Here is a 17,515-nt window from a genome sequence, read left to right on the forward strand (position 1 = left end):
ACTCATGAGCGACCTTATTAGTGAAATTCACGATCAGATGTGTTTATTAACCATCAATCGTGTGAACAAACATAATGCTTTTGATAATCATCTTCTCGAGGAGATGCAGATTCGACTGGATGCAGCAATCAATAATGACACAGTAAGGGTTATTGTGCTTAAAGCAAATGGTAAACATTTTTGTGCTGGCGCGGATTTAGCGTGGATGCAAAGTATGATTGCTTACGATGAAAAACAAAATCTGAACGACTCGATGATACTTGCCAGGCTAATGTACTCTCTGAATCAATGCCCTAAACCCACAATTGCCATGATACATGGTTCTGCGTTTGGTGGAGGGGCAGGACTTGCTGCAGCCTGTGACATTGCAGTCGCAGCACATTCAGCCCGCTTTTGTTTTTCAGAAGTTAAATTAGGGTTGATTCCTGCCGTTATAAGTCCTTATGTTGTAAAAGCTGTTGGAGAACGAACAGCACAAATGCTGTTTATGACTGCCGAAATTTTTGATGCCGCTCGTGCCTTATCGCTCAATTTAGTGCAGCATCTTGTTCCAGACGATAGCTTAATGGACTTTACACTCAATTATGCCAAACAAATCATTAATAATGCCCCGCAGGCCGTGACAATGTCCAAAAATCTGGCGCGGTATGTTGCAAACAAAGACATTGATGAACAACTGGTTCACTACACTGCTACACTAATCGCTCAAAAGAGAACATCAGCTGAAGGACAAAAAGGTCTGCAGGCATTTTTAAATAAAGAAACACCTAACTGGAACTAGGAACTTGCATGTTTAATAAAATTCTAATTGCTAATAGAGGTGAGATAGCCTGTAGAATCATAAAAACAGCGCGATCCATGGGTATTCATACCGTAGCAATTTACTCTTCTGTAGATAAAAACAGCCTGCACGTGCAATTGGCTGATAGCGCCTGTTACGTTGGAGAAGCTGCAGCTAAAGACAGCTATTTGAATATTGAACACATTATTCAAGCAGCAAAAGATTGTGGAGCTGAGGCAATACACCCTGGCTATGGATTTTTATCAGAAAACCCCGGCTTTGCCAAAGCTTGTGAACAGGCTGGAATTGTCTTTATAGGTCCTTCCATTGAAGCGATGGAGGCTATGGCATCAAAACAGTTAGCCAAGCAAATGTTGGAAAATACCAATGTGCCATTAACTCCCGGCTATCACGGCCTGGAACAGTCAGAAGCCAAACTACTGGAAGAAGCCAAAAAAATTGGATTTCCAGTACTGATAAAAGCAGCCAATGGCGGCGGTGGTAAAGGAATGAGAGCCGTTTATGACGAAACCGAATTTAGCGATTGTCTGGCTGGAGCCAAAAGAGAATCTTTGGCCAGTTTTGCTGATGACACCATGATCATTGAAAAGCTGGTACTTAATCCTCGCCATGTTGAATTACAGGTAATCGCTGACAATCATGGGGCAGTTGTGCATCTGTTTGAAAGAGATTGCTCGATTCAACGTCGGCACCAAAAGATAATTGAGGAAGCCCCTGCTCCCAATTTAACCGACTCTATGCGGCAAAGATTAGCTGATGCAGCCTGTGAAGTGGCACGCTCGATTAATTACCGAGGCGCAGGTACTGTTGAATTTCTGGTTGATGACAGAGAGCAATTCTATTTTATGGAAATGAACACGCGTCTCCAGGTCGAACATCCTGTCACAGAAATGATTACGGGGATTGATTTGGTTGCCTGGCAATTTAAAATCGCAGCCAATGAGCCTCTTCCTTTGACGCAGAATGACATTAAGGCAAGAGGACATGCAATCGAATGCCGTATCTATGCCGAGGATCCATTTAATGGATTTATCCCATCCATAGGGCAATTGAATTTTCTTCAAGAACCATCAGGAGAAGGACTTCGCATCGATACGGGTGTCCAACTGAACTCTCAAATTACCATGTATTACGATCCCATGATCGCAAAATTGATCGCTTGGGGACATAATCGAGAGGAAGCACTCCATCGCTTGAATCAGGCACTGTCGCATTATTTTATTGGCGGAGTAAAAACCAATATCCCCTTTTTGCAAGCCATCTGCCAACATCCAAAATTTACAAACGCTGAGCTGAGCACTGATTTTTTAAGCAAAGAGCACATTCATTTAACAACTCCTGATCGGCATCTAGCGTTAAAAATGGCCATTGCTTATGACTATTTAGATACAGTTAACAACATCAATGATCCCCTGCTTAAAGATGCATTCGCATGGCAAATGCACATTCAGGGACACTGGATCTGGCGTTATCACCAGGATGGTGTCATTACTGAAGCGCGTATTACCCCAATTGACAATACACGTTTCACCCTCAACTTAAATGATGACGAACACCAGATCACCGCACACCGTGTTCAAAATAAACTCACCATCGAAGCAAACAAACACCATTACCACGCTACGGTTGATAATTCAGAACAGCATTTAATTTTATATTCTGAGCAAGGACAAATCAGCATAGAACGGTTTCGCTGGAATAAGCTGGACGCGCATGCAACACTGCATAAAGGCCAATTAACAGCCCCCATGCCCGCAACAGTTGTTGCTGTCCTGAAAAAAACCGGTGAACAAGTAAAGGCCGGTGAACGTTTAATAATTCTGGAAGCAATGAAAATGGAACACACAATTCATGCTCCAGTTGATGGGGTGCTACTGGATGTATTCTATGCAGTAGGTGCACAGGTAAGTGAAGGAGCTGAATTGATATCACTCAGTGAATCTGAGTCATAAACTACTGAGATTATTATGGACTATCCTCAACACGTGACAATAATAGAAGTAGGTCCTCGTGATGGCCTGCAGAATGAATCCTCTTTTGTGTCCACAGAACACAAAATTGAACTCATTAATAAGCTCAGCCAAACCGGCCTTAAGCATATTGAAGCAACCAGTTTCGTTTCTCCCAAAGCCATACCGCAATTAGCAGATAGCGAACAGGTCTTTCGATCAATTTCAAAAAATCCTTCCGTGTCTTACTCCGCACTCGTTCCAAATGAACGCGGCATGATTAAAGCACTTGATGCAGGGGTCCGTGAAATTGCTGTATTTACAGCGGCAAGTGAATTATTTAACCAAAGAAACATCAACTGCTCCATTCAGGAAAGCATTGAACGATTCAAACCTGTACTCGACATGGCAAAAAGCAACAAAATCCGAGTAAGAGGATACATTTCCTGTGTTCTGGGTTGTCCTTACCAAGGTGAAGTGCAGCCCGATATGGTCGCTGAGGTAACCCAAAAATTACTTGATCTGGGGGTAGACGAAATTTCTCTCGGAGATACTATCGGTGTGGGAACACCAAGGCAAACCCAATTAGTATTAGACAAAATTCTACGACTCATGCCCTTAAACCGACTGGCCATGCATTTTCATGATACCTACGGCCAGGCTATTGCGAATATCTATGCATCCTTGCACTATGGAGTATATCGTTTTGACAGCTCCGTAGCAGGTCTTGGAGGGTGTCCCTATGCCCGAGGAGCCAGTGGTAACGTTGCTACAGAAGACGTTCTTTACTTGATGCACGGCTTAGGAATAAACACCGGGGTAGATATATTTAAAATCGTAGCTGCCGGAGATATGATTTGTAAGCTTTTGGGACGTAAAAATCAATCCAAAGTCGCAAATGCATTATTGGCGAATCCCTGTAATTAACAACCACGATACATCACGGCCTGATTTCCGCCAAAAGGGCAATTCAGGGAAGTACAGAGCAAGAGAGAACAATTCATGAATGAACTAATATGGACTCCAAAAAATCCCAAAAATTCACAAATGGGGCAATTTATGCTGTTCGCAGCAGAAAAACATTGCCAGATATTCGAAAACTATCAAGATCTCCACACGTGGTCTATCAAACACCCCGAATCATTCTGGAGCACGCTATGCGAATTCTTTAAGCTGAATTTTGATACACCGCCTCATCAGATACTGAATTACTATGAATCCATGCTGGATGCTCGATGGTTTAGTGGTGCGCAATTTAACTTTGCTCAAAAGCTATTATCCCGCAGAGATGCTCACCCAGCCTTAATCAGCATTAACGAGAATAATGAAAAACAAGTATTCAGCTACGAGCAATTATACGTTGAAGTAGCCAAGTGCGCTGCTGGACTTAAAGCAATTGGAGTGATTGCCGGTGATCGAGTCGCGGCTCTAATGCCGAATATACCTTTAACTATTATCGCTATGCTGGCAACCACTTCCTTGGGAGCCATTTGGTCGTCATGCTCACCTGATTTTGGAGCTCAGGCCGCAATTGATCGTCTGGGACAAATTGATCCCAAAGTACTGTTTATTTGTGATGGTCATCAATATCAGGGAAAAATCCATAGCGGTGCTGAAAAAATTATACAGCTCAATGCAGCAATTCCCTCACTAAAACAAATCGTGGTTTGTCCCAACATCCGTGAAAAAATAAATCTCACTGAAGTACCCAACGCTCTATATTGGAACGATTTTATAAAGCCTGTCACCCAATGCGAATTTGAACCCTTCCCTTTTGATCACCCCGTGTATATTCTGTTTTCATCAGGTACTACTGGAAAACCTAAATGTATTATTCATGGAGCAGGCGGAACACTGCTACAGCATATTAAAGAACTGGGCTTGCATACTGATTTACGAGATACGGATAATTTATGTTTTTATACTACCTGTGGCTGGATGATGTGGAATTGGACTGTTTCCGCTCTTGCGCTGGGCGTTACTCTCACTCTATATGAAGGATCTCCTACCTACCCTCAGACCAATCGATTATTCAAATTAATTGAGGAAGAAGGTATTACCGTCTTTGGAACCAGCGCGAAATTTATTTCCTCAATTGAAAAAGCAGGTATCAAGCCAAAAGATGAATGCAACCTGTCCCGATTAAGGTGCATTCTCTCAACAGGCTCACCTTTGCTTCCCAAAAATTATGATTTCGTATACGAACACATTAAAAATGACCTCCAGCTCTGTTCCATCTCTGGTGGCACCGATATTATCTCCTGCTTTGCATTGGGTAACCCAATACTTCCTGTATACAGAGGCGAATTACAATGTATCGGGCTGGGTATGGCAGTAGAGGTATTTGATGAAGAAGAACATTCGGTTATAAAAACCCGTGGCGAATTAGTGTGTACGAAACCATTTCCATCCATGCCTTTAGGATTTTGGAAGGACAAGGATAAAGTAGCCTACACTAATGCCTATTTTGCTCGTTTTCCTGGCGTATGGGCACATGGTGATTTTGCCGAAATTACAGAACACCAGGGTCTAATCATTTATGGACGCTCAGATGCGGTGCTAAATCCTGGCGGAGTTCGAATAGGAACTGCTGAAATCTACAGACAGGTTGAAAAAGTGGATGCCGTCATAGACAGTATCGTCATCGGCCAGGATTGGCAGGATGATGTTCGGGTTGTGTTGTTTGTTAAATTACGAGAAGGAGTCATCCTGGATGAGGAGTTGATTCAAGCCATTAAACACACCATCCGGGAAAATGCGTCGCCCAGGCATGTCCCCGCTAAAATACTCCAGGTTAATGATATTCCACGCACCATCAGTGGCAAAATAGTAGAAATAGCAGTCAGGCAGATAGTTCACGGGCAACCAGTGCAGAACATTCAATCCCTGGCCAACCCGCACGCTTTGGAGTATTTTAAAAACAGGACTGAGCTAATGAATTAGGCAATCATGGTGGTGTACCTCAAACAGCACAGCGGTGTAGTCCCTTTATAGAGCAAAGGTCTATATTATATTTTTGACTGAATGGTCAAATAATACAGTGACATACCGCTTTGTTTACATCTGCGAATCGTGTATACTGTGCGCTGGCGTCGATTTGAAAACTCAGCTTGCGGACGCTCAAAAGAGTAACCTTTTTTGAAAATACGGCTAAAGCGGGCAGTCTCTTACACCCCTCTAGGTCTTCCGCAGCATATTCCAGGTTATTGTTATGATTGAATTGTGTGGAGTAACTAAATCCTTCTCAGGCAAACCAGCCCTTCAAGATATTAATTTATTTATTCAGGAAGGTGAGATATTCGGTATTATTGGTAAAAGTGGCGCTGGAAAATCTACTTTATTACGCTGCATTAATTTACTGGAACGGCCTGACCATGGAAATGTCCTTATTGACGGACAAAACCTGATGACTCTGTCCAGAAAAGAACTGGCGTTAGCTCGACATAAAATTGCCATGATTTTCCAACATTTTAATTTATTAAACTCGAAAAATGTTTATGACAATATTGCCTTGCCCATGCGTATTCAGGGAATGGATGAGGAAACCATCAATGACAAAATCAATGAATTATTGCCTGTTGTCGAATTAACCGATAAAAGACTTGCTTATCCATCACAGCTCAGCGGCGGACAAAAACAGCGGGTAGCGATTGCACGCGCTTTAAGCTGCTCCCCCAAAATACTCCTTTGTGATGAAGCAACCTCAGCCCTTGATCCTGAAACAACAGATTCAATTCTGACCTTATTAAAAAAAATCAACAGCCTCTATGGCATTACGATCGTGGTCATTACCCATGAAATGGACGTAGTGAAACGCATATGCAACAGACTCTCCGTTATGATCAATGGTTCCATTGCGGAGACGACTGCTCTATCGAATGTATTTAACAACCCGGACAGTCTGGCACGCACGATGCTTTATGCTCAACTCAGTCCGGAATTGCCTGCTTGCCTGACCAACCGAATCGCTGACTACGCAACGGATAAACCCTTATTGCGTTTATTTTTTCAGGGTGAAGAAGCAACTGTTCCGTTTATAAGTCAAACCAGTCGGGAACTCAACATAGACATCAATATATTATTGGCCAATATTGATCGCTTTGATTCAGTTACTTGCGGAGTCCTGGTCGTTGAATTAACTGCAAACCCATTATTGCTCGAAGCATTCCTGGAGCGCTGTAAGCAAGTCGGTTTAACTGTGGAGATCTTAGGTTATGTCCTACCCAATGGTTTATGATTTACTCAATGCAACTGGTGAAACCCTTTATATGGTGATCACCAGCACTTTCTTTGCTGTCTTGCTGGGATTACCATTAGGCACTTTGCTTTATTCTAGCAAACGTATCAAACCCAATCCCAAGATGCACAAATTGCTGTCAGCATTAATTAACATATTTCGTTCCATCCCTTTTATTATTTTATTAGTGGCTATTATTCCTTTAACGCGCCTTCTCGTTGGTACATCAATTGGAATGAATGCTGCTATAGTTCCCTTAACTCTTGGAGCCACCCCATTTTTTGCACGACTTGTTGATAATGTCTACCAGAGTTTACCGTCCGGTCTGATCGAAACCGGTTATGCAATGGGAGCCAGTACTCGCCAGATAATCCAGCATATCTTGTTGCCTGAGGCTCGATCCGGCTTAATTCATGCCATTACGGTCACTGCGATTACCCTGGTAAATTACTCTGCAATGGCAGGAACAGTAGGAGCTGGCGGATTGGGAACTTTGGCTATAAACTATGGTTATCAACGCTTTAACGCCGGTATCATGATAGCAACAGTAGTCGTTTTGATTATATTAGTTCAACTCATGCAAATGGGAGGAGACTACTTGGCTAAACGGTATTTACACCACTAATAGAGAGATCCCTGATGCGAATTTTAAGTTACGTTATTTTAATATTAAGTCTTGTTGCATGCAGCAGCAAACCCTCACCGAATACTTTAGTCATAGGAACCATTGCCGGGCCTGAAACAGAGCTTATTGAAACAGCGAAAGAGGTCGCTGAAAAAGAATATGGATTAACGATAAAAATTGTTGAGTTCAATGATTATAATTTGCCTAATGAAGCCTTACAGGATGGCAGTCTGGACGCCAATGTGTACCAGCATTTACCTTACCTGAAAGCCGCCATTCTTGCGCATGGATATAACCTTCAGGCCATAGGACGAACCTTTGTTTACCCCATGGGTATTTACTCGAAAAAATACACATCTCTAAAAGACATCCCGGAAAACAGCATTATTGCAGTACCCAACGATCCAAGTAATGAAATGAGGGCGTTTTTATTGTTGGAAGACTCTCAGTTAATCACCGTAAAGGATGCTACCAATTCAGGCTTGCCCAGCATTGAGAGCAATCCCAAAAAATTACAGTTTAAAGAAATGGACGCCGCTCAACTGCCTCGAGTATTGCCCGATGTTGCTGCCGCAGTCATCAATACCACCTTTGCTTTGCCAGCAGGATTAAATCCAGGTAAAGATGCATTGTTTACTGAAGGCAAAGATTCCCCTTATGCCAATATTATCGTGATTCGCAAGGACACGCAAAAGAGACCTCAACTGGAATTGTTTGTAAAAGCGCTAAACTCAGACGAAGTCAAAGCAAAAGCTAAAGAGCTTTTTGGTGATTCTGCAATACCAGCCTGGTAATTAATGCACTGATAATCCATTACAGCCTCTTCATGTACCAGGTAGAGCCGACGAAATTCAGGATATTCCCCTTCCAGTCAAGGGGACATATCCTGAACACCAACTTAATTTTTTCTTAATTAAATCATGATATACTTCATATAACACAACTTATCATTTGGTGATAAATATGCCTGGTCCTCTGCTTTCTCGAATACCTTTAATTGGCAAACATCTATTGTCCAATGAGTATTTAAATAAACTGTCTCCTACAGCCATCGACAACCTTGGTCAAACCTACCGCAATCTAATCGGTTTGGGAAATAACCCTTCGTTCGCTAGCGGCGCATTTAAAAAACTGGATCAACAAAGAACTACTGACAATGATGAGATACCGGTTAAAGCCAAAGGGCCGTACGGAGCTACGCTTCTTGATAAAATGAATGACAGCTCCAATGATGAAGCTTCCAAGGCAGCTAAAGCAGCAAAAAACTCAATCACTACTGCTCTTACTACCAGCGATGAGTATGCTAAAGCAATGATGAAATTTAATGAAAATTCTGCGACGTTCAGGGAGTTAATAAAACGTATCCCCAATGAAAATTTTGGCGCGGAAGCGGTATTAGAGACATATAAATACTACATTGATAAAGCAAGAGCGGCGATTAGAGCGCAACAGGATCAAGATACACAAAAATTAACGGCACAATTTGATCAATTAGAATTTCAAAATAACTTGATGACCGCGTTCAACATTGCTTCAACTGATCCGGATGTGGATCAAAAAATTAATGATATCAAAACCAATATGCTCAAGGATCTTTCTGCCGCACAAAAAAAACAATTGGCAGAATTTGATAAATCCACGTCGGACTCAATGAATAAACTGCATCAGGCTTCTGCAGAAGAATACCGACAAATGGGCATGATTGAAACAATAAAAAAAGCCAATCAAGACAATGTTGCAATGCTCGACGCTATCGCTGAAGAAAATAGACGAAGCCGGCAAATTCCTGCTAATACACCAAGTGCCGCTATAGCCAGCTATGATGATACCGCCGCTAAAGTAAAAATGGCTCACGCCAAATTGGAAGACATCAAATCCTTTAAATCGATGACTGGCATGGAGATTGAGCAGGTTCAGCCTGGTGTTTTTAAATTTCACTTCGACATTATAAGCCCAAGATACTATCAAAGCCTGGCCCAAAAACCCCTCACTGATTTTTTACTGGTTTCGCAAGCAATCAGAGCCCAGGGAAACGATAAGATCTCCTGGACTATCGAAATTGAAGATCCTGAAACTCTGATGGAACGAGCAAGGCAAGCAGTTGAAGGCTCGGTTAGAGCTGGTTTTGAGCTGGATAAAATTGTGATTCGAGACAAGACCGGAAAAGAACTAAAATTTGAAGAAATCTTTAAGGACGATCCTGAAACATTCAACAGAATAAGGAATCGGGCTGCTGAGATAAAACATGAGCTATCCAATATAAATCCACCAGCAATCAAAACCTCTAAAGATAGTTCTGTAAAAGAAGCAATAAAAGAAATTAGAGACCAGCATAGAATTAATCCTCCTGCGGAAGAGGTGGAAGAAGTGGAAGAAGTGGAAGAGGAAAAGAAAGCTGGCCCACAAGCTTCCTAACGAGCAATTCAGTATTGGTATACTTCAATTACTTCGGATTTAAATGACATTGAATCACGGTTTTCTCCAGGGTAAACGGAGAAAACTGTGAGCCTGATTACCCCCTTTACTACCCCCAAACTGCAGATTATACCTTGAATTAAGTACACTGAAGTTCATGCGGATGAACCTGTTGTACACAATGATGTAAGTCTTGAATAATACTGACGATATTATGCTTACCTGCAACAGCAAGTCGGTCGGCCAGATTTCCAATTAAACTGGCATTGTTTTTTATGCCATTTAAAAAAACACTCAAAAATGATTTAAATTGCTGAATATCTAGAGAATTTTCATCAGAATGATTGGAACGTAAGGTCTGTATAAGTGCCTCTTCCATTGCCTTGTTTAACAAGTGAATGGAGTCAATAGAAGGCATTGCAGGCTTGGAATAAAAGCCATAGATAAATCTACTGATGGGAGTATGGTTTCGGGTGGTAAGAAACGTTAAAGGAATACCGTGAATGTCAATAGGCTGTATACTATAGTTATCAGCACAGTTCAATGTCAATTTTTCATTGGAAATAGATTGAAGACATCCATCAAAAAAATCCGAAAAGCGCTGAAACACAGACTCCAAAAATGGAAAACAGGTAGCGCTGTAGGCTAGCTTCAAGGAATCTCTCTTTAATGTTTTCAGCACCAGTTTTTTTTGGTCTCTTTGTTTTTTAAAAGTAGTTCTCAAATCATGATCAGGATGTACCACGAAGTCGATATATGCAGGCCTTAGTTCAGATAAAACTTTGGGACTGTCCGGTTTCAGTATTTTAAAAAACGGTGGCTGCAGTGTTTTTGGCCCTTTTGCCTGCAATATCAACAAATCAGCATCGGGTATCTGATGGACAATGACATCAAACCGATTGGGAGTTCGTGCGCAGTATAAGGCAAAGACAATAAGCCAATATGCTGCAATATCAAGCAGTACCCAAAGAAATAGAGGCAGGCATGGCACCTCATGTGTGATCTGTTGTTGCAGGCCCATGCGTCGCTTCAGCGTTTTATAACTCAAAAATGAACTGTAACTTTCAGCAAATCTATCAATAATAATTTTGAAAGGAATCTGCTGATTCATTAACCGTTCTGCAGCTAAAATCATAGGTCCTGCACCTCCACACATGCCATATAAAACCAACGATTTTTCGGGTGAGACTGCATGCTTGGCGAATGAAATAATATCCAAAGCAATGTCCTGAAGTCTGTCAGCACGTTTGCTTGAATGAAGAGAAAAATTACGATGATTAATTAATATAACTTCGGCATTGAAGAAGTCAGGCAAATTTTGTTGAATCTGGTTTATATAGACATGTTCAATGGGCACTTGACCAACCAGAACCAGTACCGTGGTATCAAAATTTTTCTCTTTATGTCGCAGCTGCACTCCTTCAAGAAGCACACCATCATGCCCAGGTAATAAAAATTTGTATGAAACGACCGGACTTCCATAAAAAAAAGACTCAATAGGAAAGGCATGAAGAGGCAGGCAGTTGGATGTAAGAAGTCTGGTAATATTTTGCTTAAACGTTGATAAACTAAAAACTGATTTACTAAATTGACTAAAGAGAGGTTTTGTCGTTACGGGGGATATAGAGGGTGGAGTTTTTGCCCAGCTCATTAATTGAGACAGCATTTCCAGACAAAGTGATTTCGCGCTTTTAACTATTTGGTTGTCCACAGGAGTACCATCAGAGATAGTCGTCAAATCACCAAACCCATAGATCAAAGGATAGAAAATAACTTTGGGTGCCAGTTGAAGGCTTGAAAAGTGCTCATTGAAATTAAGAAAAAAACGAATCGCAATATGATGTAATACGCGATAAGCTGTGCTTTCTTTTTGAAGCAAACTCATATGGCGGTCTATAGTGAGGATGCAAAAGTATCCCCAATCCAAATAGGGACGTATGGCTTCTACGTCAGTACGGAACGAATTGAATAAAAAGTTGCGTGTTACACTTGACCCAAGCCAAAATGCCATGATCCATTTAGAATAACTGTGTTCATCACCAGCAGGAGTCAGGGTCAAATCCTCGATTACTGTTTTTCTCACTTCGAAATCATCGAGTGCATCGACAAGTAGTTGAGAAGGAATGAGTTGCATTTGTGGTTTACCTCAAATTTGGAATAATACTGAACACAAGGATATGAGGCGTATTATAATGAGAACAAATCTTTTATTAAAAGATAAAATCTAATTTATAGAAAGCGCTCAATGTTATTATTATTTGCATCTTATGTAAAACCATTAGTTGCTGTTGACAATTCCTTCCCCTAAGAGCCTCGGCTTATCCCTGAATGATCCTTACTTTTTTAAACGTAGCAACTGTCTTGAATTAACATTCAGGACAGTTGCTACTCTCTCTTACACTAAAATTACGTTCTGCATTCCTAATTTCTGCGGCATTAACCCTGAATAAAGATAGCATAAAAAGAAAAAAACAAGCCTGAAAACCCAGGTGGTAAAGGCAAAACGCCAACACGTCCAGATAATCCCCCCAAAATTCCGCTGTTCCAAATACCTAAAATCTGATATTTTTAATAGGCAATCAACAGCAAAGTTGATACAATAATTTGTGTATCTTATTATAATATATGAATATTTTATAAGTTTACTATTATCAATAACTAATGTTGCAACTCCTTTTACAGAAAATGGAATTCAACGGGTTGGCTAAGGAGATGGCTATGAGTACTCGTGGTTTTGATGATTTTGATACAGATATTGAAGATGTTAATGATGCGGCACCAATTATTCCAGAACCAAGCCCTTCTACAAAATTGGAACGACGCAGAAAAATTGAAGATCTGTTTGAAGAAAAAAGATTAAGAGAAGAGCTGGCTGAGTTTGGTTAAATCAACTGCCATCTGGGAATATCCCCTCTTGCGTTAATAATAGTCTTGTTTGCTAGCAATTGAATATTCTACACATCTTCGAAAAACCAGTTCGGATCTACTCTCTGAGTTCCGCGGTTACAGCCGCGGGATTTCCGCTGGGGTTAATTCAACTAGAGCAACTGCTTAAGGCTAATACATAGTTGATCCAATGTTTTAGCACTCTCATCCTGGTTCCACGATCAAAGCCGCAGGACGCGGGCAAAGATGTGATCAAAAGACAGTTGGGAACAACCAGGCTTCACGCTAACGCCAAGAAACAATGCAGTAATTTATTTTTTAAAATAAACATCAAACCGGACTGTTTTACCCTCAATACTACTATCAGGTACTAACAAAGGTTTCGTTTTTTGAGGCCATTTTACAACGACCCTTTGCTTCACATGTGATATCGCTATTGTTAATAAGTCCAATGCATCTTCATCCGTACCAATCATCTGTTGTAAAACCTGCATGTCCTTTTTCACTAAAGCAGATTTACTGCGTTGTGGGTGCATGGGATCAATATAGACAACATCCGGATACTCAGTGTCAGCAAGACTTATCAAATAGGAACGGGCATCACCAGCATGAAGAGAAACATTTAATTTGTGCTTGTCCGATTCATCCTGATGGCCGATTGCATCGGATAATAAAGAAGCCATTAGAGGATTGCGCTCCAACATAACAACCTGTGCGCCAAAACTGGCTAAAATCGCAGCATCTCGTCCCCACCCTGCTGTTGCATCAAAAATTTTAACCCCCGGTGCTGGTTTGCATGCACGAATCAAACCTTGTTTTTTTCCTTCTGATCTACGCTTATTCCAGGTTAAGGCAGTAAAATCTGCTGATAAGAGTGAGAAACCAGATATTTTCAAAGTCAACTTACTTGAAGTGAGGTACAAACAGCTAGAGGCGTCTTTATCAAGGGTAAAATCAAGTTGTTTTGCCAGGAGTTCTGCTTTGTCCCGCAATTCATCGCACTCATATCCTACTGATGTTATAAAGTTCATGATTACGATAATAAATGATCGACATAATGTGCGAGGGATTGATAAACAGGCACCTCAGGATAAGCTTTTAATCCAGCGAGATCAGTCATAGATGACAACACCATAACTGGACTGGCACCAGCCGCATAGGCAGCCTCAATATCCGATACACGATCCCCGACAAAAGGTACATTATCAAGAGAGCAACTAAATTTCTTCGCTAAATTGAGTAACATGCCAGGTTTTGGTTTTCGACAAAAACAGTGCTCTGATGGGAGATGAATGCAATATTCAATTGCATCAATTCGCCCCCCAACCGACTCAATTGTCTGTATCATCTTCAAATGTATCGCTGCCAGCTCATCTTCTGTGTAAAAGCCTCTGGAAACACCGGACTGATTGGTAGCCACGCCAATGGTGTATCCCGCTTTAGTCAACTGAGCAATTGCCTGAATGCTATCAGGAATAAGAATAAACTCCTCTACACTTTTAATATAGTGTAGAGAGTCCTGGTTAATTATCCCGTCACGATCCAGTAAGATTAATTGAGTCATGACAACTGTAACATTGAAATATCAGCAACGCCCTGTAATAAATCGTTTAATTGGGATAACAACGCCAAACGGTTCTTTTTTATAGCCTTATCATCAACCATGACCATCACATTATCAAAAAAGGCATCTACAGGTTCTTTCAAATGGGCTAACTGCTTGAGTAATAATCCGTAATTGGCATCGCGATATAGAGAGTCAACAGATTCTTTAACGGCATTTATGTGAGTATAAAGTGCTTGTTCAGCTCCTTCTTCTATAATATCCGCGTTAATATCCCCTTCCAGATCTCTTGTATCTGCGTGAGCCAATAAATTATTAACCCGTTTACAGGCCGCTGAAAGTGATGCGGCTTCAGGTAAGCTAATAAAGACTTTTAATGCATTTAACCGCAAATCCAGATCATAAAGCCAGTCATCCTGTCGAGCACGTACTGCCTGAACCAGATCAGCGCTCACCCCTTGCCCTTGATAATAGGATTGAAGCCTCTCAAGAATAAACGTCTTTAACTCAAGAACAGCTGTCTGATCCAAACTCACTGTCTCGCCAAAATTTGCTATCGCTTCATCGATCAAGGTCGATAAATTAAGCGGCAAAGGTGTTGCAATTAAAATACGAACCACGGCTAAAGCATGACGCCGCAATTTGAATGGATCTTTCACTCCAGTAGGTTTTTGACCTATAGCAAAAATACCCACTAAGGTATCGATTCTGTCTGCTAATGAAAGTGCCATACCTAAAGCAGATTCAGGAAGCTTATCTGCTGCAAATCGTGGCATGTATTGTTCATTCAACGCTTGTGCAACACTCAGATCTTCACCATCGTTTAATGCGTAATAATACCCCATCAACCCCTGTAACTCGGGAAATTCGCCCACCATCCCTGTCATCAAATCACATTTACTCAATACAGCAGCACGTTCTGCTTGTTTGGTAGATAATTGAAGCGCATGACTTAAATGATGCATTAACGATTTAACGCGCAATGCCTTATCATGCAAACTTCCAAGTTTGATTTGAAAAACTACTTGTTCTGTTGATGGTATGTGCTCACTTAGAGACTGCTTTTTATCCTGTCTAAAAAAGAATGCCGCGTCGCTTAATCGGGCACGCATTACTTTTTCATTACCTGCTATGACCTGCTCAGGATTAGCACTGGCTATATTTGCTACAGTGATGAAATGAGGTAACAATGCGCCTTGTTGATCATTCAAAGCAAAACATTTTTGATGCGATTGCATGGAAGCGATCAGGGCTTCTGCAGGAACATCCAGAAATTCTTTCTCAAAATTGGCAATTAATGCCTGAGGCCACTCAACTATAGAAGTGACTTCATTAACCAGATCATCAGGCATAATGGCACTGGCATTTAAGGATTCAGCCAATTGCCCCACCTGTTCTTCAATCATTTTACGACGCGTTGCAAAATCGGCAACAACAAAGGCCTCACGCAATTGCTCTTCATAGCGTTCAGCGGAGACTATTTTTATTTTTTGCGGATGATGAAATCGATGTCCCCTAGTTTCTCGTCCAGATTTAACGCCAAGAATCTTCTGTTCAATCACTTCGTCGCCATAGAGCATAACAGCCCAATGCACAGGTCTGGCAAACTCTTCATCACCATCACCCCAACGCATGGGCTTGGCAATAGAGAGCGAAGCTATGGATTGAACAACCATGGCAGGCAATAACGTCTTTGTTTGGGCGCCAGCGTTTTGGATCTCACAAACCATCCAGTCTCCCTTATCAGTCTGGATTCGGGTCAATGCTTCCACAGGCACTCCGCAGGATTTGGCAAAACCTGTTAATGCAGGAGTAGGATTACCCTCTTTATCATATGCGGCAATTGCAGCGGGGCCTTTACGGGTCACCGTCTGACTTTTTTGCTCTGATTGTAAGTCCCGAATTAAAACAGCTAATCGTCTGGGTGTCGCGAATCGTTTCACTTCCCCATAACTTAATTGTGCCTTATCTAATGCCGCGAGTAATTGATTAGCAAACTCGTCAGCCAAAGGCCAGACTGCAGCGGAGGGTAACTCTTCACACCCTAATTCAAAAATAAAATCATTGACCATCACACACCTTTTGCATAGGGAAGCCTAAAGCCTCTCGAGCTTGATAATAAGCTTGAGCCACTGCTCTGGAAAGCTGTCTTACACGAAGAATAAAACGTTGACGTTCAGTAACGGATATTGCTTTACGTGCATCCAGTAAATTAAATGAATGTGATGCTTTCATTACCATTTCATAAGCAGGCAACGGCAGCTGCAGAGAAATCAGTTTTTGCGCCTCACTTTCGTAATAATCAAACTGTTTAAATAATTCATCAACATTGGCATGTTCAAAATTATATGCCGACATTTCAACTTCATTTTGGTGAAATACATCACCATAAGTGACAATTCCCTGTGAATTTTTACACCAGGGTAATTCAAACAAATTATCAACACCCAAAACAAACATTGAAATTCGTTCGAGTCCGTAGGTTAATTCCCCGGTAACGGGTTTACACGCCAAACCACCTACCTGCTGAAAATAGGTAAACTGTGATACTTCCATGCCATTTTGCCAGACTTCCCAGCCTAAACCCCATGCGCCGAGCGTAGGAGATTCCCAGTTATCCTCAACGAAACGAATGTCATCCACTAATGGATCAACACCCAAAGCACGCAATGAATCCAGGTATTTGTCCTGAATGTCCAAAGGAGAGGGCTTAAGTACTACTTGAAATTGATAGTAATGCTGAACCCTATTGGGATTTTCTCCATAACGTCCATCAGTAGGTCTTCTGGAGGGTTGCACATAAGCAGCCGACCAAGGCTCAGGACCAATTGCCCTTAAAAAGGTGGCAGGATGGAAAGTACCTGCACCAACTTCCATATCCAGAGGTTGTAAAAGAACACAACCTTGAGCAGCCCAATACTGCTGCAGTGTTAATATGATTTCTTGAAATGTAGTTGGTTTTGTCATGAAAGTCTCAAAATTTACAATTAGGAGGTTTTTAATAACTCCTCAAGTGATCGTATTGCTGGATAATAAG

The 17,515-nt window shown here is 41.4% G+C and carries 14 protein-coding genes; 9 read left to right on the forward strand and 5 right to left on the reverse strand.

What is annotated here, in order from left to right; genetic code table 11:
* Positions 1-4: 4 nt before the first annotated feature.
* From G543_RS0102185 to G543_RS0102220, 8 genes are all read left to right on the forward strand, one after another.
* On the forward strand, positions 5-781 hold the full coding sequence (locus tag G543_RS0102185; RefSeq protein WP_028383075.1) for an enoyl-CoA hydratase-related protein: 777 nt from the start codon (positions 5-7) through the stop codon (positions 779-781).
* An 8-nt stretch (positions 782-789) separates the two neighbouring features.
* Positions 790-2,754 carry an acetyl-CoA carboxylase biotin carboxylase subunit gene (locus G543_RS0102190; RefSeq protein WP_028383076.1) on the forward strand — a complete coding sequence of 655 codons (1,965 nt, stop codon included), beginning with the start codon at positions 790-792 and terminating at the stop codon, positions 2,752-2,754.
* 15 nt (positions 2,755-2,769) lie between these two features.
* Positions 2,770-3,678, forward strand: a complete 909-nt coding sequence (locus G543_RS0102195) for a hydroxymethylglutaryl-CoA lyase (RefSeq protein ID WP_028383077.1) — start codon at positions 2,770-2,772, stop codon at positions 3,676-3,678.
* A gap of 75 nt (positions 3,679-3,753) precedes the next feature.
* Positions 3,754-5,694, forward strand: a complete 1,941-nt coding sequence (locus G543_RS0102200; protein ID WP_028383078.1) for an acetoacetate--CoA ligase — start codon at positions 3,754-3,756, stop codon at positions 5,692-5,694.
* 268 nt (positions 5,695-5,962) lie between these two features.
* Positions 5,963-6,988 carry a methionine ABC transporter ATP-binding protein gene (locus tag G543_RS0102205; RefSeq protein WP_028383079.1) on the forward strand — a complete coding sequence of 342 codons (1,026 nt, stop codon included), beginning with the start codon at positions 5,963-5,965 and terminating at the stop codon, positions 6,986-6,988.
* On the forward strand, positions 6,966-7,613 hold the full coding sequence (locus tag G543_RS0102210; protein WP_028383080.1) for a methionine ABC transporter permease: 648 nt from the start codon (positions 6,966-6,968) through the stop codon (positions 7,611-7,613). The genes G543_RS0102205 and G543_RS0102210 overlap by 23 nt, the downstream gene beginning before the upstream one ends.
* 14 nt (positions 7,614-7,627) lie before the next feature.
* Positions 7,628-8,407, forward strand: coding sequence for a MetQ/NlpA family ABC transporter substrate-binding protein (locus G543_RS0102215; RefSeq protein WP_035921230.1), 780 nt, complete (start codon positions 7,628-7,630; stop codon positions 8,405-8,407).
* 169 nt (positions 8,408-8,576) lie between these two features.
* Positions 8,577-10,028, forward strand: a complete 1,452-nt coding sequence (locus G543_RS0102220; RefSeq protein ID WP_028383082.1) for a hypothetical protein — start codon at positions 8,577-8,579, stop codon at positions 10,026-10,028.
* Between the two features lie 139 nt (positions 10,029-10,167).
* Here the strand turns inward: G543_RS0102220 and G543_RS0102225 are convergent, their stop codons facing one another.
* Complete coding sequence (locus tag G543_RS0102225) at positions 10,168-12,162, reverse strand: hypothetical protein (protein WP_028383083.1); 1,995 nt, start codon at positions 12,160-12,162, stop codon at positions 10,168-10,170.
* A 584-nt stretch (positions 12,163-12,746) separates the two neighbouring features.
* Here G543_RS0102225 and G543_RS19155 point away from each other — a divergent pair.
* A complete protein-coding gene (locus G543_RS19155) occupies positions 12,747-12,914 on the forward strand; it encodes a PA3496 family putative envelope integrity protein (RefSeq protein WP_165482372.1) in 168 nt (55 codons plus the stop codon).
* A 311-nt stretch (positions 12,915-13,225) separates the two neighbouring features.
* Here the strand turns inward: G543_RS19155 and G543_RS0102235 are convergent, their stop codons facing one another.
* From G543_RS0102235 to glyQ, 4 genes are read right to left on the reverse strand one after another with little or no spacing between them, the layout of a single operon-like run.
* The gene (locus G543_RS0102235) at positions 13,226-13,945 is read right to left on the reverse strand and encodes a class I SAM-dependent methyltransferase (protein WP_028383084.1); all 720 of its coding nucleotides are present in this window, start codon (positions 13,943-13,945) and stop codon (positions 13,226-13,228) included.
* A gap of 2 nt (positions 13,946-13,947) precedes the next feature.
* Positions 13,948-14,478, reverse strand: a complete 531-nt coding sequence (gene gmhB / locus G543_RS0102240) for a D-glycero-beta-D-manno-heptose 1,7-bisphosphate 7-phosphatase (protein ID WP_028383085.1) — start codon at positions 14,476-14,478, stop codon at positions 13,948-13,950.
* Positions 14,475-16,550, reverse strand: coding sequence for a glycine--tRNA ligase subunit beta (gene glyS, locus G543_RS0102245; protein WP_028383086.1), 2,076 nt, complete (start codon positions 16,548-16,550; stop codon positions 14,475-14,477). Before glyS ends, gmhB begins: the two co-directional genes overlap by 4 nt.
* On the reverse strand, positions 16,540-17,445 hold the full coding sequence (gene glyQ, locus G543_RS0102250; protein WP_028383087.1) for a glycine--tRNA ligase subunit alpha: 906 nt from the start codon (positions 17,443-17,445) through the stop codon (positions 16,540-16,542). Before glyQ ends, glyS begins: the two co-directional genes overlap by 11 nt.
* Between the last annotated feature and the right edge of the window lie 70 nt (positions 17,446-17,515).

It is taken from the genome of Legionella moravica DSM 19234 (assembly GCF_000423305.1).
Classification (GTDB): Bacteria; Pseudomonadota; Gammaproteobacteria; order Legionellales; family Legionellaceae; genus Legionella; species Legionella moravica.

Coding starts and splice junctions, on each gene's coding strand:
- G543_RS0102185 (WP_028383075.1), top strand. CDS start 5: ATGAGCGACCTTATTAGTGAAATTCACGATCAGATGTGTTTATTAACC.
- G543_RS0102190 (WP_028383076.1), top strand. CDS start 790: ATGTTTAATAAAATTCTAATTGCTAATAGAGGTGAGATAGCCTGTAGA.
- G543_RS0102195 (WP_028383077.1), top strand. CDS start 2,770: ATGGACTATCCTCAACACGTGACAATAATAGAAGTAGGTCCTCGTGAT.
- G543_RS0102200 (WP_028383078.1), top strand. CDS start 3,754: ATGAATGAACTAATATGGACTCCAAAAAATCCCAAAAATTCACAAATG.
- G543_RS0102205 (WP_028383079.1), top strand. CDS start 5,963: ATGATTGAATTGTGTGGAGTAACTAAATCCTTCTCAGGCAAACCAGCC.
- G543_RS0102210 (WP_028383080.1), top strand. CDS start 6,966: ATGTCCTACCCAATGGTTTATGATTTACTCAATGCAACTGGTGAAACC.
- G543_RS0102215 (WP_035921230.1), top strand. CDS start 7,628: ATGCGAATTTTAAGTTACGTTATTTTAATATTAAGTCTTGTTGCATGC.
- G543_RS0102220 (WP_028383082.1), top strand. CDS start 8,577: ATGCCTGGTCCTCTGCTTTCTCGAATACCTTTAATTGGCAAACATCTA.
- G543_RS0102225 (WP_028383083.1), bottom strand. CDS start 12,162: ATGCAACTCATTCCTTCTCAACTACTTGTCGATGCACTCGATGATTTC.
- G543_RS19155 (WP_165482372.1), top strand. CDS start 12,747: ATGAGTACTCGTGGTTTTGATGATTTTGATACAGATATTGAAGATGTT.
- G543_RS0102235 (WP_028383084.1), bottom strand. CDS start 13,945: ATGAACTTTATAACATCAGTAGGATATGAGTGCGATGAATTGCGGGAC.
- gmhB (WP_028383085.1), bottom strand. CDS start 14,478: ATGACTCAATTAATCTTACTGGATCGTGACGGGATAATTAACCAGGAC.
- glyS (WP_028383086.1), bottom strand. CDS start 16,550: ATGGTCAATGATTTTATTTTTGAATTAGGGTGTGAAGAGTTACCCTCC.
- glyQ (WP_028383087.1), bottom strand. CDS start 17,445: ATGACAAAACCAACTACATTTCAAGAAATCATATTAACACTGCAGCAG.